Consider the following 19,373-nt stretch of genomic DNA (forward strand, 5'->3'; position numbering starts at 1 on the left):
GCTTCAGTCTCCGACAAGCCTGGCAGACCCAGTCAACTCCTCAGTGCGTATCTGTCTACCTCAAGGGGCGCAATCCACGGAAGGTGAAGGTTTGACCCATAAGAGACCTTGAGACCGCTCCTCGGGGAAAAGCATCATCACAGAGGCTCAAGGGAATGGGCCTCTCCAATGGAGCAAGAATAGCGATGTCAGGTTACTTGATGCCGTTCAGCGCGAGATAGGACCGGATGACCTGACTGTCGTCCGCCAGGCCGTCTCCGCGCCCCGAGGCCGCAAGAAACATCTGCTGAGCCGCCGCCGCCAAGGGCAGCGCTGCCTTCACGTCCCGGCCGGCATCCAAAACGATGCCGAGATCCTTCACGAAGATGTCCACCGCGCTCGTCACCTCCGGCTCTGCCTCCAGCATGCGCGGTCCGCGGTCCTTGAGCATCCAGCTCGAAGCGGATGACCCGCTCATGATTTCAAGCAGGATCCTGAGGTCGACGCCGACCTTCGCGGCCAGGGCGAATGCCTCCGCTACAACCGCAATGTGCACGCCGCATAGAAGCTGATTAACGGTCTTCACCGTCGCGCCTTGCCCGGGACGCTCGCCGACGTGGAACACCTTGTCGCCGAGAGCATCGAAAGCGGGCTTCGTGACCTCGAACGTATCCTTCGGCCCCGCGGCCATGATCGTGAGTGTTGCCGCCTTGGCGCCCGCGACCCCTCCCGACACGGGGGAGTCGATCAGCCGGCGTCCGGCCTTGCAGATGCGATCGTCGATCGCTTCAACCGCACTTGGCGGGCAGGTCGCCATGAGCGCCACCACGCCATCAGGTCGAAGGGCCTCAAGAGCGCCGCCCTCGAACAGGACCGCCTCGGCCTGGGCGGCGTTCACCACCATCAGGATCAGGACATCCGCCCCGTCCGCTGCCTCGGCTGCCGTCGCCGCCCGTTTGCCCCCGGCGCCTTCGAGAGCGGCAAGGGCCTTGGCATTGAGATCGTACCCGGTGACGGCGAACCCGTTCGACAGGAGATTGCTGGCCATGGGCAGGCCCATGGCGCCGAGGCCGACGAAAGCGATGCGTGTCATGTCGTTCATTCCATTGCTGCCGATCTTCGGCAGGTCATTCGTTGGCAAGCGGAACTGGGGGAAGGCGCCGCGACCGGACCGGCCGGACGCCTCCCGCCTCAGTAGAGCGTGAGGGCAGGGATATAACTGATCGCAAGAAGAACCAGCAGGGAAACGGCGAGGAAGGGCCAGAGCTCACGAGTGGTGTCCGCCAGCGACGCTCGTGCGATGGACGAGGAGATGAAGAGCGTGGTTCCGATCGGAGGCGTGTAAAGGCCGATACCCAAGTTTAGCACCATGATGATCCCGAGCTGCACCGGGTCCAGTCCAATCGATGCCGCCAGGGGGACGAAGATCGGCCCCAGGAGCAGAATCGCCGGAGGAAGATCGAGCGGCATGCCAACGACCAGGAGCAGGATGTTCATAGCCAGGATAACCAGGAGCGGGTTGCTGATCGTGGCCGTGACCCACTCGGCGAAGCGGGTCGGCACCTCATCGAACGTCAGGATCCAGCCCACGATGGCACTGCCCATGATCACGAGCATGACGACGCCGGTCGCGATGCCAGACTCGATCAGGCTGTGATAGAAGCGCTTCCACGTCAGGTCGCGATAGAAGAAGGCACTCAGCGCAAGGGCATAAACGACCGCCAGCACCGAGATCTCCGTGGGCGTGGCAATGCCGAAGCGTAGGCCGAGCAGGATCAAGATCGGCATCAGAAGAGCCGGACCGCTCAGTGCCGCCAGCTTCAGGAGCTGCATTCGGCTGACGGCCGGATCCTCCGAATGAATTCCACGCCGCCGCGCGATGAGGCTGCAAGTCAGGATGAGCCCACCCGCCAAGAGGATTCCAGGCAGAATGCCCGCTGTGAACAGATCGGCAATGCTGACACCGCTGACAAGCGAGTAGAGGATGAGCGGGATAGAAGGCGGGATCAGGATATCGATGATCGCCGACGTGGCATTGTTGGCCGCACAAAGCCCGGCCGGATAGCCCTGCCGCTTCTGCCAGGGGATGAGCACCGAGCCGAGGGCGCTCGCGTTGGCGACTGCGCTGCCCGAAACACCGCCGAAGACGACGGAGGCCACGACGGTGGTCGAGAGCGGGCCGCCGCGCCAGCGCTGCATCGCCTTGGTGGCGAAGTTCAGCAGTTCCTCGCCGAGCTTGCCGCCCAACATCAGGCTACCCGCCATCATAAAGAATGGCAGGGCCAGCATGGGGAAGGACTGCGTCTGCTGATACATCTGCTGCGCGACGATCATGAGCGGCAGATCGCCCTGCCACGCCAAGGTCACGCCTGCGGCAATGACGAGAGCATGCCCGACGGGGATTGCCAGAAGCATGAGAACCGTGAAGGCGAAGACGAGAACGAGGCTCATATGCCAGTCTCCTCTGGATCGGGGGTCGGCATGGCCTCGGGACCGAGCTTCCAGACCCGCAGCGCGAGGGCGAATGTCGTCAGGATGACCCCAAGACATCCGAGCGCGAGCGCGTAGTAGCTCCAGCTACTCGACAGCCCAAGCACGGGGCTCGTCTCGATGGACACGATGTTGGCGACGCCGATCGACTCCCACCCAAGAATTGCATACGAGGCGATGATGATCGCGAAGCCGACGAGTAGCATGATGCGCGCGCCGCCACGATTGAGGCGGGCCAGCACGGACTCGACGGCCATGTGCCCGCCCTTCTGCACGGCAAGCGCGACGCCCGCCATGATGAACCAGGGGAAGAGGCGCTCCGGCAGTTCCTGGGCGAAGCGGAAGCCACCGCTCTCCATCAGGTAGCGAGCAACGACGTTCGCCGTCAGCAAGACAAGGAGTGCGATCCCCGTCAGCAGGATCATGGCCCGGCAGACGGAGCCAACCGCGCGATCGATGATGTTGGCCACGGAGAGCGCGCCGCCCCCCGTCACCGTTTCCTGCTCATCCGGATGGGGAAGGGGGGAGACGCGGGTCATGGGATCAGACCTTGGCAGCCTTGACCAGCTTGTCGACAAAGTCACCGAAGGGCTTGGCGCGCCAGGTGTCGACGACCTTGGACGAGGCTTCCCGGAATGCGGGCTTGTCGACTTCGTTGACGGCCAGCTTCGGATCGGCCCTGAACTGGGCGTTGAACTTGGCTTCGTTCTCGGCGAACAGCTTGCGTTGCAGGTCGCCGGATTCCTTGGCGGCCGCCTTGATGATCTCCCTGTCCGCGGCGGACAGGCGGGTCCAGGTAATCTGCGACATCAGGAAGGGCGAGCTTTCCCATTTGTGCCCCGACAGGCTGATGAACTTGTTCACCTCGAAGAGCTTCGAGCTTGCGATGTTGGTGAGCGGGTTCTCCTGGCCGTCCACGACACCCTGCTGCAACGCGATGTAGAGTTCGCCGAAGCTGATCTGCTCGGTCCCGGCGCCGAGCGCCTGGAAGATGTCGATGGTCATCGGGTCCGGCGGCGTGCGGATCTTGAGGCCCTTCAGGTCCGCCGGCTTGGCCACGGGCCGCTTGCTGTTGGTGATATGGCGGATACCGTTGTCCCACCAGCCGAGAGGCACCATCTGGACCTTGGCGAAGCGCTGCTCGAGTTCCTCGCCGATCGGGCCGTCCAGAACCTTGAAGGCAGCCGCACTGTCCTCGAACAGGAACGGCAGACCGAGCGCCGCGAGTTCCGGTATGAGCGCCGACGTGGAGCCCTGGCTGTTGACCGTCATGCTGACGGCACCGGTCCGCAGGCTCGTGAGCAGCGACTGCTCGTTGCCGAGCTGCTCGGATCCTGCAACGCGAACACTGATGTTGCCGTTGGATCTCTCCTTGACCAATTCGGCGAAGCGCTCGGTCGCGATGCTGCGTGGATTGCCGGGAGCCGCGTTGTGGCCGAGCGTGAGGTTGGTGGCGGCCTGGGCGCCCCGGGGGAAGGTCAGGATGGCCGGGGTCGCGAAGGCCCCTGCAAGGAGGGTGCGGCGTGAAATCGTGGTTTTCATGGGCGTTTTCCTTCTGGATGTTGCCCGTTGGCCGGGCTTCTTGGTCGTTGTGAGAGATCGGGCTGACCTAAAGCCAGCCCTTGATGCTGTCCGTCATGGCCTTGGTGGAGATGCCGTAACGATCATGGAGCGTCGGCAGGGCGCCAGCATCGAGGAATTCGTCGGGAAGGGCAACCTGGCGGAAAGCGGTCGGGAACACGCCGGAGCGCATCAGAAGCCCGGCCACCGCTTCACCGAGGCCGCCGACGATGGTGTGGTTCTCCGCCACGACCGCCATGCGACCGGTGCGCGAGGTCTCCTTGAGGATCGTGGCCTCGTCGAGCGGCTTGATCGTGGGTACGTGCAGCACACCGACGTCGACGTTGTCGTCCGAGAGGGCCTTTGCCGTCTCGAGGGCGCGCATGGTCATCAGGCCCGACGAGATGATCAGCACGTCGTTGCCGTCGCGCAGCATCTTGGCCTTCCCCAGCTCGAACGTGTAGCCGTACTCGTCCAATACGAGAGGCACGTTGCCGCGAAGAAGGCGCATGTAGACGGGACCCTGATGTGCCGCGATGGCCGGCACCACCTGCTCGATCTCATGGGCGTCACAGGGATCGACGATGGTGATGTTGGGCATGCCGCGGAAGATTGCGATATCCTCCGTCGCCTGGTGGCTCGGCCCATACCCCGTTGTCAGGCCCGGCAGGGCGCAGACGATCTTCACGTTGAGGTTTTCCTCGGCGATCGCCATGCAGATGAAGTCGTAGGCACGTCGTGCCGCGAAGACCGCGTAGGTGGTTGCGAAGGGCATGAAGCCCTCCCGTGCCATACCAGCAGCGGCGCTTATCAGGAGCTGCTCCGCCATGCCCATCTGGTAGAAGCGGTCCGGGTGAGCTTTCGCGAAGACGTGCAGATCGGTGTACTTCGCCAGGTCCGCCGTCAGTCCGATGACCTCCGGACGTGTCTCGGCCAAGGCCGAGAGGGCATTGCCGAATGGGGCAGGCTTCGTGCGCTGGTCGGCGCCGGCGAGCGAGGCGATCATCGCCGAGGTGGTCAGCCGCGGCTTGTCCGCCGTTCCCTGCCCACCTTCGCCTTGTTCTCCGAGCCAAGCCGGGCGTGTATACTTTGAGCGCCTCATGCTGTCCTCCCAGCGTCAAGCAGTTCGAGGGCTTTCTGCCATTCGTGTGGCTCGACCCGCAGGAAGTGGTTGCGCTCGCGTTCCTCGAGGAACGGAACGCCTTTGGCCATTTTGGTGTCGCAGATCACGATACGCGGCTTCGGCTCAGTGGAATTGCGGGCCGCGTCGAACGCCTCGACGAGAGCATCGATGTCGTTGCCATCGACGCGTTGCACATGCCAGCCGAACGACTCGAAGCGAGCCGCGAGCGGCTCGAAGCCGGTCACCTCGGAGGCCGGGCCGTCCGCCTGCTGGTTGTTAACATCGATGATGCCGATCAGGTTATCGAGCTTCCAGTGGCTGGCCGACCAGGCGGCCTCCCAGACGGAGCCTTCGCCCAATTCGCCATCGGAGAACAGGCAATAGACGAACGAGTTCGATTGCTTGCGCTTCAGGCCAAGGCAGAACCCGACGGCAAGGCCGAGGCCATGGCCCAATGATCCGCCGGTGATCTCCATTCCCGGCGTGTAGGCAGCCATGCCCGACATGGGCAGGCGGCTGTCGTCGGAACCATAGCTCTTGAGCTCGTCTTCCGGAATGATTCCGGCTTCGATCAACGCTGCGTAAAGGGCAATGGCGTAATGGCCAATCGAGAGCAGGAAGCGGTCACGCTCCTCCCATTCGGGGTCCTCGGGCCGATAGTTCATCGCGTGGAAGTAGGACACCGCTAGGACGTCGGCGATGCCGAGCGCCTGGGCGATGTAGCCCTGGCCCTGCACCTCGCCCATGCGCAGGGCATGGCGGCGGATGTGGTAGGCACGGTCCGCAAGGGACAGGTTAGACATGGGAGGCTTTGACGCCTGCCGCCCAGCGTCGCCGGTGCTCGTGGTCATCGATCTCTCCAGGATTAGTGGGCGCAATCCGGTGGCGCGCAGGCGCCGATCAGTGGATCAGCATGCCGCCGTTGACGTCGATCACGGCGCCAGTGATGTAGGACGACAGGTCGGATGCCAAGAACAGGCAGGCATTGGCCACGTCGTCGGCGACACCGAGACGGCCGAGCGGGATGCCCTTCGCGATCTCCACCTTGAGCTCGTCGGTCAGCTTGCCGCCGGTGATGTCGGTCTGGATGAGGCCCGGCGTGATCGAATTCACCCGGACCGTATCGGGGCCGAGTTCGCGCGCCATGGCCTTCGCCAAGCCGAGCACGCCGCCCTTGGCGGCGCTGTAGTGGGGACCGCCGAAGATGCCGCCGCCGCGCTGCGCCGACACCGACGACATGCACACGATGGAGCCCGAGTGCTGCTCGCGCATCGGCGGGATGACGGCTTGGCTCATGTAGAGCGTGCCACGCAGGTTGACATCCAGGACGGCGTCGTAGTTTCCGGGCTCGATATCCATGATCTTAAGCGGTTGCGTGATACCGGCGTTGTTGACCAGCACGTCGACCCGGCCGAATTCGCCGACCACCCGTTCCGCAGCATCCTGGCACGACTGCTTATCGGTGACGTCGCAGGCGAAGCCGAGATGCCCCTCGCCGAGATCAGCGGCAGCTGCCTTGGCGTGGCCGTCATCAAGATCGACGATCACGACACGTCCGCCGTGCTGACTGAAAAGACGTGCCGTCGCGCGGCCAATCCCGCGCTGTGAGGCGGCTCCGGTGATAATGCAGACTTTGTTGGCAAGTAACATTCGGCCTCCTCCAGGTCGTTCTAGATCGAACGGAATGACAATCGGAGGGGCGGTAGCCTGAGTGGTAGCCCGGATGTAGCAGCAATCCCTATACCTTGCTGCATGCGGTCCCACGTCCAAGGACAAGCAGGACCTTAACCGGCTGTTCCAACCTTCCCAGGCACGCGCTTCCTCCAGACATTCTTATTTGTTGAGGCAGTCGTAACACGGTGCTCAATAAGCCAACAAACGAGTTATTTGCAATAAATCTTGAATCTGACTCACCATTGCCGGAGCGGTGATGCTCAAGGCATGGGAACGAGTTCGATGCCCAGTTCGTGCGCGAGCCACTGCGTGAAGACCTGGATCGAGGCTCGTTGCCGGGATGGCTTCGGGAATGCCAGGTAGTGGCCGACGTAGTGGATGTCCTTAGTCTTGCCTGCGAGCGGCGCCACGAGGCGTCCGCTGACAATCTCTCTATCAGCCAAGAGGGTGGACTCCAGGGCGATGCCCAGCCCGTCCGCTGCCGCCGCGATAGCCAGGAAGCTGCGGTCAAACCGTGATCCACGCTGGGACGACGGGAGGTTGGTGCCATTCAACGCGAACCAGGCAGGCCAGCGCACCTGCTTATTGTCGCTCTGGATCAGTTGATACTGGAGCAGATCCGTGGGGGACGCGATGGTCTCGGCCAACTGGGGCGCGCAGAGCGGCGTGACCGTTTCCTCGCCCAGGGGCAGGGCCACGAGGCCTTCCTGCCGCGGTACGCCATAAGTGATATCGGCGTCGAACTCGTCATTCTCGAAACGCGTGTAGTCGGTGCCCGCCGAGAGCCGGACCTCGATTTTGGGGTTCTCGGAGAGAAAGCGTGCAAGACGCGGACTAAGCCACTGTGTGGCGAAGCTCGGAGCGCAGTGGAGGCGCAGCAGGTGAGGAGCCCGCGTAGACACCATCTCAAGCCCGTGGCGCAGTTCCTCGAAGGCTCGTTCGGTGTGACCCATCAAGGCCTCGCCCTCAGGGCTCAGGCGCACCCCGCGGCCATTCCGCTCGAACAGCACGACGCCGAGCGCCTCCTCCATCTTGCGGATAGCGTGGCTCACCGCGCTGGGTGTCAGTCCCAGCTCCGTGGCGGCTGCCTGGAACGACCGCCGCCGGGCAGCAGCCTCGAACACGCGCAGCGAAGATAGGGGCACTTTCAAGGACATAGCACGCTAACATGAGCCGCATTCATGGTTCCTTGTAAAGAATTCATTTGCGTTTCGACCCGCGCCACGATGGATTTCCACCGCCGCAGGACGGCGGCGCGGGCAGGGTCCGACGGGTGCCACCCCGATTTTCCCATCGATCGCGACCAGCAAAACCATAAAATGCCAGGGAGAAGATGATGCCGCATCCTCAGGATAAGCCGCATGTCGTGTTTCTCGATCGGGATACACTCTCGCCCGAGACCCGTCTGAGGGAGATCGCCTTTCCTCATTCCCTGACGGTTCATGCGCGGACCGCGCCGGATGAGGTCGCCGAGCGCATCCGAGATGCCGAGATCGTGATCACGAACAAGGCGCCGCTCGACCGGGAGGCCATCCTCGGGGCTTCGAAGCTCCGGTTCATCGCCGTGGCGGCCACCGGCACGAACATCGTCGATCTCAATGTATGTGCCGAGCGTGGGATCAGCGTCTCCAACATCCGCAACTACGCGAGCAACACTGTTCCTGAGCACACCTTCGCGCTGATCTTCGCCCTCAGGCGCAGCATCGTCGCGTACCAGGAGGCGGTCATTCGGGGCCGCTGGCAGGAAGCGGGACAGTTCTGCTTCTTCGATTACCCGATCCGTGATCTCGCGGGATCGACGCTCGGGATCATGGGCGATGGCGTCCTGGGCCGTGCTGTCGCGGAGATCGGGCGGGCGCTGGGCATGCGCATTCACTTTTCCAGCTACAAGGGCACGGAAGGGATGGGGGCCCTGTACACCCCCTTCGACGAGGTAATCCGCACCAGTGACATCATCACGCTCCACTGCCCGCTGATGCCATCGACCCAGGACATGATCTCGCACCGCGAGTTCGCCATGATGGAGCGTCGCCCACTGCTCATCAACACGGCGCGGGGCGGACTGGTGGACGAGGACGCCCTGGCCGAGGCGCTGGACACCGAACGGATTGGTGGGGCAGGCTTCGATGTGGTCACGACCGAGCCGCCACCAGCCGACCATCCTTTGATGAAGCTTGCTGCCCGACCGAACTTTATCCTGACACCGCATGTCGCCTGGGCGAGCCAGGAGGCGATCCAGACGCTGGTGGACCAGCTCATCGACAACGTCGAGGCGTTCCGGTCCGGCTCGCCCCAGAACTGCGTCGCCGCGTGATGAGCGATCCTCGCAGCGTCCTGCATACCCTCTTCGCAGCGGCCGTGGCATCCGCGGACCCGGCCCAGCGCGTCAGGCCGTTCCTACCCGATCCGCCGAAGGGCCGCACCGTCGTCGGCTGCGGCAAGGCCGCGGCGTCCATGGCGCATGCATTCGAGGAGGCATGGCCCGGCCCGGTGGAGGGCCTGGTCGTGACCCGCTACGGGCACGCCGTTCCAACGACCCGCATCGAGGTCGTTGAGGCGAGTCACCCGGTCCCCGACACCGCAGGCGAGACCGCCGCTCGCCGCATCCTGGAGCGGGTTCAGGGTCCCACAGCCGACGATCTCGTGGTGTGCCTGATCTCAGGCGGGGGCTCTGCGCTTCTGTCCCTGCCCCTGCCTGGCATTACGATTGAGGACAAGCAGGCTCTCAACAGAGCCCTGCTGAGGAGCGGGGCGACCATCGGCGAGATGAACTGCGTGCGCCGACACCTCTCCGCCATCAAGGGCGGTCGGTTGGGCGCGGCATGCCATCCCGCCAAGGTGGTGACGCTCCTGATTTCGGACGTCCCAAGAGACGATCCGATCAACATCGCCTCGGGACCGACCGTGCCGGACCCCACCACCTGCGAGGATGCCATCGCGATTCTGAACCGTTACGGGATCGAGGCCGCACCGGCGGTCATGGAAGTCCTGACCAGCGGGCGGGCCGAGTCGCTCAAGCCAAACGACGAACGTCTCGCGCGCACCGAGGTCAGGATGATCGCAACCCCGCAGATGGCGCTCAAGGCAGCGGCTGCGGTCGCAGCGGAGCATGGACTTCCTGCCTACATCCTCGGCGATGCCATCGAAGGCGAAGCTAAGGACGTTGGAAAGGTCATGGCCGCGATCGCCCGTCAGGTTGCGGGCAAGGGTCAGCCCTTCACCGCACCGTGCGTCCTGCTGTCGGGCGGCGAGACGACGGTCACGGTTCGGGGATATGGACGGGGCGGACGCAATGTCGAGTTCCTGCTGGCGCTGGGCCTGGGACTGGAAGGCGCTCCCGGCATCCACGCCCTGGCGGGTGATACCGACGGCGTCGACGGGTCAGAAGACACGGCGGGGGCCTATTGGGGACCGGACGGCCTGGCGCGCGCATGGGCCCTTGGGATCAACCCGCATGACCGTCTGGCTGCGAACGACGGAAACGGCTTCTTCGAGGCGCTCGGTGACGCCGTCGTCACGGGGCCGACGCTCACCAACGTGAATGATTTCCGGGCCGTCCTCATCGCTGCCGACTCCGATGCCGGGCCAACCCCGCCCTCGAACGGAATGATTTGATTAGAGCTCCTGGGGAGCCTTGTTTGGAGGAACCAACATCATGAGCATGACCGATCCACGCACCATGGCGAATGCCATCCGCTTCCTTTCGATTGACGCCATCGAGCATGTGGGGGAAGGGCATCCGGGAACCCCGCTGGGCGCGGCTGATACGGCGACGGCCCTGTTCGCGCGTCATCTCAAGTTCAATCCGAAAGATCCGTTGTGGTTCGACCGCGACCGCGTCGTCCAGTCGAACGGCCACGGATCGATGCTGCTGTATTCCCTCCTGCACCTGAGCGGCTACGAGAAGATCACCCTCGACGACATCAAGCGCTTCCGCGAGCTCGGTTCCCACTGCGAGGGACATCCGGAGTTCGACCCGACCTGCGGGATCGAGGTCACGACCGGCCCCCTAGGCCAGGGCATAGCCAACGCGGCGGGCATGGCCCTCGCCGAGGCGTTCCTGCGCGAATGGCTCGGACGAGACATCATCGACCATTATACCTACGCCTTCGTCGGAGACGGCTGCCTCCAGGAAGGCGTAGGTCAGGAGATCATCTCGCTGGCCGGCCACCTGGGGCTTGGAAAGCTCATCTTCCTCTGGGACGACAACCGGATGACCGACGACGGAGTGATCGACCTGGCCTTGAGCGATGACATGGCCGCGCGCTTCCGGCTGAGCGGATGGCATGTCCAGGAGGTCGACGGCCACGACATCGATGCCGTGTCGGCGGCGATCCTCCTCGCCAAGAAGGATCCGCGCCCATCGATAATCCAGTGCCGGACGGTCATCGGCCGCGGGTTACCCGAGGTTGAGGGGACCCGCGCGGCGCACAGTGCACGCATCTTCAGGGAAGGGGCCGAGGCGGCTCGCCGATACCTCGGCTGGCCGCATGCGCCGTTCGAAATTCCCGCGGAGACGTTAAATGCCTGGTGCGAGGCCGGTCGGCGGAGCTTGCCGGAGTACGAGGCGTGGCACAGCCGCGTCGATGCGTTGCCTTCCGAGAAGCGGCGCCTCTTCGATCGTCTCCGGGAGGGACGCCTGCCGGACGGCTGGGACGAGCCGCTTCGAGCATTCCGCGAACGGGCCGCCCGGCAGCCGTCGGCTGAGTTCGGCATTAAGCTGTCCGGCGACATTGTGGATCTTTTGACGGATGCCATCCCCGAACTGATCTCGGGCGCGCCCGACCTGGAGGGCGCGACAAAGCACAAGCGGGCGCTCACACCGTTCACGGCGTCGGACCATGGCGGACGCTACGTCCACTACGGCATCCGTGAGCATGCCATGGGCGCGATGCAGAACGGCATGGCGGCCCATGGCGGGATTGTGCCCGTCGGCGTGACCTACCTCGTGTTCTCCGACTACATGCGTCCGACGCTGCGGCTCGCCGCCATGATGGGACTGCCAGTTCCGTTTGTGTTCAGTCACGACTCCATCGGCATCGGCCGTAACGGGCCGACGCACCAACCCGTGGAATACCTGGCGTCGCTGCGGGCCATCCCCAACATGCTCGTCCTTCGCCCGGCCGATGCCGTGGAGGCGGCGGAGTGCTGGGAAATCGCGCTTGCCAACAGGACCGGGCCCTCATCCCTCATCTTCGCCCGCCAGCCCCTGGAGCCGGTGCGCACAGATGGCTCAGGGGAGAACCGATCGCGCCGAGGCGCCTACGTGCTGCTGGAAGCCGGGAGCGGACCCCGGCAGGTGACGCTGCTCGCGACCGGATCCGAGGTCAGCATCGCGGTCGAGGCGCGCAGGCAACTGGAGGCGGAAGGAGTCCCGACGGGGGTGGTGTCGATGCCCTCGTGGGAGCTATTCGAGATCCAGGACGGAGAGTACCGCAAGGAGGTTCTCGGAAGGGGAACCGTACGCGTGGCGGTGGAGGCGGCCGTGCGCCTGGGATGGGACCGCTACGTCGGCGAGGACGGAGGGTTCATCGGGATGAGCGGCTTCGGCGCATCAGGAGCCGAGACCGATCTGTACGAGCACTTCGGCATCACGCCGCGCAAGGTCGTTGAGGAAGTCATGAAGCGGCTCAAGAGCAGGTCGTCCTGAGCCTCGGCGCATCAGCCCCCAGTACCGTCAACCAAAATCATGAGCCGGTCGCACGGACTTGCTCGGCTGAGCGACGTCTTCAGTACTGGTAGGTGCCGCCCTTGGAGTTTGCCATGGCACGGGCTGCGCGACGCTCGCCCGTACGGACCAGGGTGGTCCAAATCTCACGTCCAACGCTTCTGAGGATAGCGACTAACATCTTGCGTGGCCTGTTTCTTATGCACTGCGGTAATACTAATGTATTATGTCCCTGCCGCAGATCAACGGGATTTATGGCCCCAGCCATGCACCGAGGCCATGCCACGGCTGCTGCTAAGGCAGAACCCTCCCCGCCAGAAATCTTTGGCGCCTGCAAGTTATGGTCGCGGAGCGGATCAAACCCGCGGTTTTTCCTCAGAACCTAGCAGACCGTTTGTCGCGCTATAGAAGACCCTCGGAGAATCGTTCGCGGAATTGCAACCGTGAGCCCGGAACGTCTCTTAATGGCACTCCTCGGACCAAGGGCCTCGGTCTGCCTTAGCGCCAAAGAGCTGACATTCGTCGAGCGGCCGGAATGTGAACATCTGACCCAATCCGGTTAATGGCTGCTTGGGACTGAGACCAGTACCTTCTCTCTTCGGGACGTCTCCAAATCATCGGTCTTAGCCATCCGGATCACGAGATGAGAGAGTGCTGCCCATCAGCACGGCCGACAGCAGCGTCAATGTACTTGCGAAAGCAGTACTTTCAAAGCCAAAATTATGCCGCCCAACGGCAGCAGCATCTCGACTTATGCGGGATCTCTGCTCTGCTGACCTTCCCTCTCTACAGCAGACAGGATGAGATCGCTTTGCCAGGTCGGAAAGGCTTACGCCTGCGACGACCTGAAAGACCCGGAGCGTGCTGGGACGCCGGGTTAGGCCGGCTAAAGGATGAACCTGCACCCCGGGTGCGAGGATTGAGGCTTCCACAGGCGGCGCCGGTCGGAACCTATCCCAGGCCTTTTGTCCGCTTCTGTCATGGTCCTGTAATCTACTTCGCCCATTGCATGTGCCAAAGACATTTTACCCACCTATATCGGATCAGACCTTAGTCTAGTCCCCCTTGAGAGTTCTTCGGAACGCTGAGCATAATTTGCACAGCTGTGCAAAGAAGGTCCCGGAAGAGGACTAAGCCGAGGAGCAGGAAACGTTGAACGCTTTTCTCGAAGTATCAGATGCCCGCGTTTTCTACGGCTCGAACGAGGTTCTGAAAGGCGTGAACCTTGCCGTGGACAAAGGGGAGTTCGTTGCTCTCCTCGGCTCTTCCGGGTGTGGAAAGACGACACTCTTGCGCAGCATTGCAGGGTTCAACACTCCCACGTTTGGTGCCATCCGGGTGGGTGGGCGCGATGTGACGCGGCTGCCGCCCGACAAGCGGGGCATGGCTCTTGTCTTTCAGTCCTATGCGCTCTGGCCCCACATGACCGTCGACCAGAACATCGGCTATGGGCTCAAACTCCGGGGGGCTCCGAAAGCTGCGGTTGGAGAGCGGGTTGCCGAGATCAAAAGGCTGCTTGGCCTGGAAGCGTTCGGCGCGCGCAAGCCCGCAAATCTCTCCGGCGGGCAGCGCCAGCGCGTGGCCCTTGGCCGGGCCCTGGCCATCCAGCCCGACATCCTTCTTCTCGACGAGCCGCTGTCGAATCTCGACGCGCGGATCCGGCTGACAGTGCGTCATGAAATCAGCGCGCTCCAGCGGCGCCTGGGCATCACCGCCGTGCATGTCACTCACGATCGCGAGGAAGCGATGGTAATGGCGGACAGGATCGTCATTCTCAACAATGGGGAAGTTGCCCAGGTCGGCACCCCGGAAGAAGTCTACAACCACCCGACGTCCGACTTCGTGGCAGCGTTCATGGGGGCCGAGAACCTTCTCGATCTCTCGGGTGGAACGTCAGGCGATCGGATTGAGATCGCATCGAACGCGTTCAACTCCTCCGCTGTCGTGTCGGCGAGGGGGCGCGAGCTTTCCGGCCCCTTGAACGCCCGCTTTCGCGGCGAATCGGTGCAGTTGAGCGAGGAGACGGGAGACGCCTCGTCCATGCGCGATGAGGGATTCCTGACGCTGAGCGGCATTGTCGAGCAGACAAGCTATCCCGGCGGTCTCTGGCGTCATGTGATTGCCCTCGGACCGGCCCATGTGATCGCGGACTCTCCCCGCACATTTGCCATCGGTCAGCGCGTTTCGATCCGCATTCCCGAAGCGGCGCTGTTCCTGTTTCCAAAACGATAGATCGGCGGGTTCAACCGTCGGCGAGGCATGAACCAGGGCAGCGATGGCTTGCCCAAGGAGTGACATCATGAAGGCTAAACTGATTGCCGCAACCCTTGTGACAGGCCTGTTCTGCACGCCGTTGGCCGCCGCGGAACTGACGGTTCTCACGGCAGGCGACCAGAACATGGTCGACTATGTGAATGAGTATCTGGGCCCGCTCTTCGAGAAGGAAAACCCGGGAACGAAGGTGCGTGTGGTCGGCACCGGGCCGGGCGACGCCGGATCGCAGAAGATCCTTGAGCGCTTCGAGGCGCAGAGCAAGGCTGGCGTCGCGAAGTGGGATGCCGACGTGGCCGTGGTTCACGAGAAATTCGTCGGCCCCATGGTCGAGCAGAAGTTTCTCGAGGCCTATCGCAGCAAGATTCCGTCCGGATCCCTGGTGACGCGCGCGAATGCCAAGATGGCCCTTGGCACGAACGTGGATGGCTATGTCATGCCCATGTTCAACAGCCAGACGGCGCTTGCCTATAACCCGGCTCTCGTTCCCAATCCGCCGAAGAGCTATGACGAGATCGTCGAGTTTGCCAAGAAGAACCCCAAGCAGTTCGGCTATAACGGCATCAAGGGCGGCGCATCAGGCGTGAGCTTCGTCATGGGCTGGATCTATGCCTACGGCGGAGATGCGCAGAAGCTCATGAATGGTCCTTTCGACGAGAGCGAAACCGAGAACTGGGACAAGGCCTTCGCCTCCCTGAAGGAGTTCAGCCGCAACGCGACGCTCACCCCGGGCAACGCCGGCACCCTCGACATGCTCAGCCGCGGTGAAATCGCAATCGGTCCGGTCTGGGTCGACATGTTCTATTCGTGGAAGGCGAACGGCCAGCTCCCGCCCGAGATGAAGCTGGTCCTGCCCTCGCCCGGAATGCCCGGTCAGCCGATGCACTATGTCATCCCGGCCAAGACCGCCAATAAGGACCTCGCCCAGAAGTTCGTGGCCCTTGCCACCAGCCCGAAGGTGCAGGCCGAGGGAATCGTCAAGCGGTTCAACTGGTATCCCGGAATCGATGCGCAGCACGTTCAGGCAAACCTGGATAAGGACACGTGGCAGAAGCTCTTCACGGACATCTCGCCCGAAGAGCTCGCCAAGAACGGCAAGCCATTCCCGATTGCGCCTTACAACAAGGCGATCCTGGAGGCTTACGAGCGCCAGGTCAGCAACTGACATGGTTTCCCGGGCCGGAGAGGGTTCCCTCTCCGGCCAGCCCTTCTGTGTAAGGCCGGCGGGGCGGCCAGCGCCGATGGAAGATTGTCTGCCATGCCAATTCAACTGATTGGATTCCTGCTCGTCGCTCCGGCGTTGGCCGTTGTCCTTCTTCTCTTCATCGTCCCGCTCGTCAGTTCCGTCACCGGCGCTTTCGACGTGGGCGGCGCCTTCGGCTTTGGCAACTTCACGAAGGCGCTGGACCTGTATAGCGGCGACATCCTGTTCACCCTCGTCATCGTGTTGCTGTCGTCGGCGCTGATCGGTCTATTCTCCGTCATGATCGGCGGCTACCTGACGCTCGGAACGAACGCGCGGGCTGTGGCCATCCTGCGATGGATCTACCGCTGGCCGCTCTTCATCCCCTTCATCGTCGTCGGCCAGATCCTGCGGACCTTCCTGGCCAAGAACGGATTGATGAACAACATCTTCATCGAACTCGGCCTCATGACCCCTGCCGCGGCCATGAGCTTCCTCGACTGGCGGGGAATCGTCGTCGCTTTCGTGTGGAAGCAGACCCCCTTCGTGACCCTGCTGCTCGCAGGCGCCATGGCGTCAATCGATCAGAGCACCATTGAGGCGGCCCGCAACCTGGGGGCGAAGCGCGTGCGGATCCTCATTGAGATCGTGCTGCCCCAGGTGCGCCAGACCCTTCTGGTTGGCCTCATCCTCAGCTTCGTCACGATGATGTCGGTGCTCTCCGTGCCGCTCATGATTAATGCCCAATCGCCCACCATGATCACCGCCAACATGGCCTTCCGCATCAACGCCCATGGCGATTACGGCGTCGCAAACGCACTCGGCTTGATCTCGCTTCTGATGACGAGCGTGGCGGCTATAGTCTATCTGCGCCAGACTATGAGGGAGCATAGCCAATGAGCTTTCAAATTGACTGGAAGTGGATCCCGCGCGGCATTGCACTCGGTCTCCTTGCCTTCATCATCTTCGGCCCCCTGACGAACCTGATCCTGTGGGCCGTCGCGGAGCGCTGGTATTTCCCGCATGTGCTGCCGCTGAAATACGGCTTCTCTTTTTGGGCGAACGTTTTCTCGCCCCGCGGCAACGCGATGGCCTCTTTGGGGACGAGCGTTCTGATCGCCGGTTTGACGGTAATCGTCTCGCTCGGCCTTGCCATTCCAGCAGGGTATGCGCTCGCAAGACTGCGCCTGCCGTTCCGTGGCCTGATTCTGCTTGCCCTCCTGATTCCTCAGGCATTCCCGAACCTGCCGGTCTACGTGAACATCGCCCGTATCTTCTATCAGTACAGCCTCAACGGCACGATCCTCGGGGTCGTTCTCGTGCATGTCACTCACGGGCTGGTCTATGCCGTCTGGATTGCAACCGCTGCCTTCTCGGCCATCGACAGGGAGTTGGAAGAAGCTGCGCGGTCAATGGGCGCCAGCGCCCTGCGGGGCTTCTGGGATGTCACCCTTCCCATTGCAGCGCCAGGGCTGCTCGCCAGTGCAATCTTCGTGTTCCTGGAGTCCCTCGACGAGTTCACGGGAACTTATTTCGTCGGCGCTCCCGACGTCACGACCCTTCCGCTTCTGCTCTACACGGCGGGTTCCGGCGGCAATTACCAGATTGCGTCCATCACAGCCTTGATCCTCCTTGTTCCATCAATCGCCTTCATGTTCGTGGTCGAGAGATTCCTTAGGTCAGATGTGCTCTCCAAGGTCGGACACTAGGCAAGCCATGGAAGAGACGGAAACAGACCCTGCGGACATGGTGCCGCGCTTCATCAGCGCTCACGTGGTGGCGGAGCGCGCCGGCGTTTCGCGCTCCGCCGTCTCGCGCGCCTTCACGCCGGGAGCGAGCATCGCGCCGGCAACCCGCGAAAAGGTCATGCAGGCGGCGGCCGAGTTGGGCTACCAGGTGAACGACCTGGCCCGCGGACTTCTCGCCAACCGCAGCCGACTTGTCGGGCTTGTCGCCTCGGATCCTGCGAGCCCTTTCCGGACGCAGCAGATCGCCGCTTTGTCGAGACGCCTCGTCGAGCGCGGCAGCGTTCCGGTTCTCATCCCGACTGGGACGAGCGAGGAGCAGGTCAGCGCTGCCCATTCGACGCTGCTGCGCTATCGGGCCGAGGCGACAATCGTGTTGTCGGGCATGCCGTCCACGTCGCTCGTTGAACTCGCGCAGCGAAATGGCCAGCCTCTCATCGTCGTCGGGCGCACCGAGCATGGCCCGGATCATATCCGGATCGATAACGCGCGTGCGGCACAGGTGGCTGTCGAGGTGTTTGTTGCTCGGGGTATGCGGAAACTGGGCTTCATCACCTCATCCGTTCGCAGCCCCAATCTCATTGAACGCGAGGAGGCTTTCGCTTCGGCCGCGGCCAATTACGGCCTGAGAGTCCGGACCCAGCGCGCAGGGTACACCGACTACGACGGCGGTCAGTTTGCAGCATCCCTGCTTCTGGGAGCGGGAGATGCCGTCGAGGCGGTTTTCTGCGTCAACGACCTGATGGCCTTCGGCCTGATGGATTATGCGCGGGACGTCTTGGATCTATCCATTCCCCATGACCTTTCGGTCATCGGCTTCGACGGGGTTCCCGCATCGCGTTGGGGCGCCTACAGGCTGACGACTTTCCATCAGGACGAGGAAATTCTCTCCCAGGAAATCATCAGGATCTTGGACCAACGGCAAGCCGATCCCAAAGCCCACCCCATCGTGTCTGTACTCGCCGTTCCCTTGATCTATCGGGGAAGCGTCCGGCCCCTTAAGGGTGAGGCATGTGAAGCTTGCTCGCGAACGAAGGATGCGCCGCGATGACGGTCGAATACCATTCCATATGGCTTATGCCTCAAGCCGACGATGAGCAGGCATTTGCCGCAATTGTTCGAAATTTGGCTAAGCGCTTCGATAGCCCGGTCTTCCAGCCTCACCTTACTCTCGTTGAGGACATGCCCCGTTCCTGTGAGGAGTTGAAGCCGCTCCTGGAGCGATTAACCGAGGGCATGGCTTCATTCTCTGCACCCGTCGACACGGTCGAGGAAAGCCTCCTGTACTACCGCTCGTTTTACGTCCGTTTTCCTGTCGCGACGCCGTTGAAGACATTGAAGGAGAGAGCCGTCGGCCTGTTTGGGGTTGGAAGCTTCGAGACGTTCATGCCGCATATTTCACTGGCCTATGGCGTTCCGGATAGTCCGCAAAAGATGGAGGCGGTCGCTGCGCTACGAAGCAACCTTCGGGGCATGAGCGTGGTGTTCGACAGGGGGTGCATCGTTTCCTCATCACAGCACACTCCTACCGAGGATTGGGCGATAAAGCAGAGTGCTTGGTTTCAGGCCTGAGCTCTTGAAAAGGTTTGGATGTCATTCAGACGGTGTTGTCACGTTAACCCGCGTCGGGCGCATTGAGGTAAATTCGGCCTCATAACAGTTTCAAGCAGCGACATTCGC

At 62.8% G+C, this 19,373-nt stretch carries 17 protein-coding genes; 9 read left to right on the forward strand and 8 right to left on the reverse strand.

Annotation, left to right across the window (positions count from 1 at the left end; genetic code table 11):
- Positions 1–193: 193 nt before the first annotated feature.
- The 8 genes from JKL45_RS26730 to JKL45_RS26765 all read right to left on the reverse strand — a co-directional run bounded on the left by JKL45_RS26730 (position 194) and on the right by JKL45_RS26765 (position 7,983).
- The gene (locus JKL45_RS26730) at positions 194–1,081 is read right to left on the reverse strand and encodes an NAD(P)-dependent oxidoreductase (protein ID WP_201864842.1); all 888 of its coding nucleotides are present in this window, start codon (positions 1,079–1,081) and stop codon (positions 194–196) included.
- 89 nt (positions 1,082–1,170) lie between these two features.
- Positions 1,171–2,430, reverse strand: coding sequence for a TRAP transporter large permease (locus JKL45_RS26735; protein ID WP_201864843.1), 1,260 nt, complete (start codon positions 2,428–2,430; stop codon positions 1,171–1,173).
- A complete protein-coding gene (locus JKL45_RS26740; protein WP_201864844.1) occupies positions 2,427–3,008 on the reverse strand; it encodes a TRAP transporter small permease in 582 nt (193 codons plus the stop codon). Before JKL45_RS26740 ends, JKL45_RS26735 begins: the two co-directional genes overlap by 4 nt.
- Before the next feature lie 4 nt (positions 3,009–3,012).
- The gene (locus JKL45_RS26745; protein WP_201864845.1) at positions 3,013–4,011 is read right to left on the reverse strand and encodes a TRAP transporter substrate-binding protein; all 999 of its coding nucleotides are present in this window, start codon (positions 4,009–4,011) and stop codon (positions 3,013–3,015) included.
- Positions 4,012–4,078: 67 nt separating this feature from the next.
- Complete coding sequence (locus JKL45_RS26750) at positions 4,079–5,131, reverse strand: transketolase family protein (protein WP_201864846.1); 1,053 nt, start codon at positions 5,129–5,131, stop codon at positions 4,079–4,081.
- On the reverse strand, positions 5,128–6,003 hold the full coding sequence (locus tag JKL45_RS26755; protein WP_376771081.1) for a transketolase: 876 nt from the start codon (positions 6,001–6,003) through the stop codon (positions 5,128–5,130). The genes JKL45_RS26750 and JKL45_RS26755 overlap by 4 nt, the downstream gene beginning before the upstream one ends.
- A gap of 49 nt (positions 6,004–6,052) precedes the next feature.
- Positions 6,053–6,802, reverse strand: a complete 750-nt coding sequence (locus tag JKL45_RS26760) for an SDR family NAD(P)-dependent oxidoreductase (RefSeq protein WP_201864847.1) — start codon at positions 6,800–6,802, stop codon at positions 6,053–6,055.
- A gap of 284 nt (positions 6,803–7,086) precedes the next feature.
- Positions 7,087–7,983, reverse strand: a complete 897-nt coding sequence (locus tag JKL45_RS26765; protein ID WP_201864848.1) for a LysR substrate-binding domain-containing protein — start codon at positions 7,981–7,983, stop codon at positions 7,087–7,089.
- Between the two features lie 179 nt (positions 7,984–8,162).
- On the opposite strand from JKL45_RS26765, the gene JKL45_RS26770 reads away from it, so the two are divergent.
- From JKL45_RS26770 to JKL45_RS26810, 9 genes are all read left to right on the forward strand, one after another.
- The gene (locus JKL45_RS26770; protein WP_201864858.1) at positions 8,163–9,140 is read left to right on the forward strand and encodes a D-2-hydroxyacid dehydrogenase; all 978 of its coding nucleotides are present in this window, start codon (positions 8,163–8,165) and stop codon (positions 9,138–9,140) included.
- Complete coding sequence (locus JKL45_RS26775; protein WP_201864849.1) at positions 9,140–10,441, forward strand: glycerate kinase type-2 family protein; 1,302 nt, start codon at positions 9,140–9,142, stop codon at positions 10,439–10,441. Before JKL45_RS26770 ends, JKL45_RS26775 begins: the two co-directional genes overlap by 1 nt.
- A gap of 40 nt (positions 10,442–10,481) precedes the next feature.
- On the forward strand, positions 10,482–12,476 hold the full coding sequence (tkt, locus tag JKL45_RS26780) for a transketolase (protein ID WP_201864850.1): 1,995 nt from the start codon (positions 10,482–10,484) through the stop codon (positions 12,474–12,476).
- A gap of 1,170 nt (positions 12,477–13,646) precedes the next feature.
- Positions 13,647–14,726, forward strand: a complete 1,080-nt coding sequence (locus JKL45_RS26785; RefSeq protein ID WP_201864851.1) for an ABC transporter ATP-binding protein — start codon at positions 13,647–13,649, stop codon at positions 14,724–14,726.
- Positions 14,727–14,793: 67 nt separating this feature from the next.
- Positions 14,794–15,930, forward strand: a complete 1,137-nt coding sequence (locus JKL45_RS26790; protein WP_201864852.1) for an ABC transporter substrate-binding protein — start codon at positions 14,794–14,796, stop codon at positions 15,928–15,930.
- A 93-nt stretch (positions 15,931–16,023) separates the two neighbouring features.
- Entirely contained in the window at positions 16,024–16,848 is an 825-nt protein-coding gene (locus tag JKL45_RS26795; protein WP_201864853.1) for an ABC transporter permease, read from the forward strand.
- Positions 16,845–17,657 (forward strand): ABC transporter permease, encoded by an 813-nt coding sequence (locus JKL45_RS26800; RefSeq protein ID WP_201864854.1) that lies wholly within the window; start codon positions 16,845–16,847, stop codon positions 17,655–17,657. Before JKL45_RS26795 ends, JKL45_RS26800 begins: the two co-directional genes overlap by 4 nt.
- A 7-nt stretch (positions 17,658–17,664) precedes the next feature.
- A complete protein-coding gene (locus tag JKL45_RS26805) occupies positions 17,665–18,744 on the forward strand; it encodes a LacI family DNA-binding transcriptional regulator (RefSeq protein WP_201864855.1) in 1,080 nt (359 codons plus the stop codon).
- Positions 18,741–19,265 carry a haloacid dehalogenase gene (locus JKL45_RS26810; protein ID WP_201864856.1) on the forward strand — a complete coding sequence of 175 codons (525 nt, stop codon included), beginning with the start codon at positions 18,741–18,743 and terminating at the stop codon, positions 19,263–19,265. The genes JKL45_RS26805 and JKL45_RS26810 overlap by 4 nt, the downstream gene beginning before the upstream one ends.
- Positions 19,266–19,373: the final 108 nt, after the last annotated feature.

The organism is Microvirga soli (genome assembly GCF_016734765.1).
Classification (GTDB): Bacteria; Pseudomonadota; Alphaproteobacteria; order Rhizobiales; family Beijerinckiaceae; genus Microvirga; species Microvirga soli.

Coding starts and splice junctions, on each gene's coding strand:
- JKL45_RS26730 (WP_201864842.1), bottom strand. CDS start 1,081: ATGAACGACATGACACGCATCGCTTTCGTCGGCCTCGGCGCCATGGGC.
- JKL45_RS26735 (WP_201864843.1), bottom strand. CDS start 2,430: ATGAGCCTCGTTCTCGTCTTCGCCTTCACGGTTCTCATGCTTCTGGCA.
- JKL45_RS26740 (WP_201864844.1), bottom strand. CDS start 3,008: ATGACCCGCGTCTCCCCCCTTCCCCATCCGGATGAGCAGGAAACGGTG.
- JKL45_RS26745 (WP_201864845.1), bottom strand. CDS start 4,011: ATGAAAACCACGATTTCACGCCGCACCCTCCTTGCAGGGGCCTTCGCG.
- JKL45_RS26750 (WP_201864846.1), bottom strand. CDS start 5,131: ATGAGGCGCTCAAAGTATACACGCCCGGCTTGGCTCGGAGAACAAGGC.
- JKL45_RS26755 (WP_376771081.1), bottom strand. CDS start 6,003: ATGACCACGAGCACCGGCGACGCTGGGCGGCAGGCGTCAAAGCCTCCC.
- JKL45_RS26760 (WP_201864847.1), bottom strand. CDS start 6,802: ATGTTACTTGCCAACAAAGTCTGCATTATCACCGGAGCCGCCTCACAG.
- JKL45_RS26765 (WP_201864848.1), bottom strand. CDS start 7,983: ATGTCCTTGAAAGTGCCCCTATCTTCGCTGCGCGTGTTCGAGGCTGCT.
- JKL45_RS26770 (WP_201864858.1), top strand. CDS start 8,163: ATGCCGCATCCTCAGGATAAGCCGCATGTCGTGTTTCTCGATCGGGAT.
- JKL45_RS26775 (WP_201864849.1), top strand. CDS start 9,140: ATGAGCGATCCTCGCAGCGTCCTGCATACCCTCTTCGCAGCGGCCGTG.
- tkt (WP_201864850.1), top strand. CDS start 10,482: ATGAGCATGACCGATCCACGCACCATGGCGAATGCCATCCGCTTCCTT.
- JKL45_RS26790 (WP_201864852.1), top strand. CDS start 14,794: ATGAAGGCTAAACTGATTGCCGCAACCCTTGTGACAGGCCTGTTCTGC.
- JKL45_RS26795 (WP_201864853.1), top strand. CDS start 16,024: ATGCCAATTCAACTGATTGGATTCCTGCTCGTCGCTCCGGCGTTGGCC.
- JKL45_RS26800 (WP_201864854.1), top strand. CDS start 16,845: ATGAGCTTTCAAATTGACTGGAAGTGGATCCCGCGCGGCATTGCACTC.
- JKL45_RS26805 (WP_201864855.1), top strand. CDS start 17,665: ATGGAAGAGACGGAAACAGACCCTGCGGACATGGTGCCGCGCTTCATC.
- JKL45_RS26810 (WP_201864856.1), top strand. CDS start 18,741: ATGACGGTCGAATACCATTCCATATGGCTTATGCCTCAAGCCGACGAT.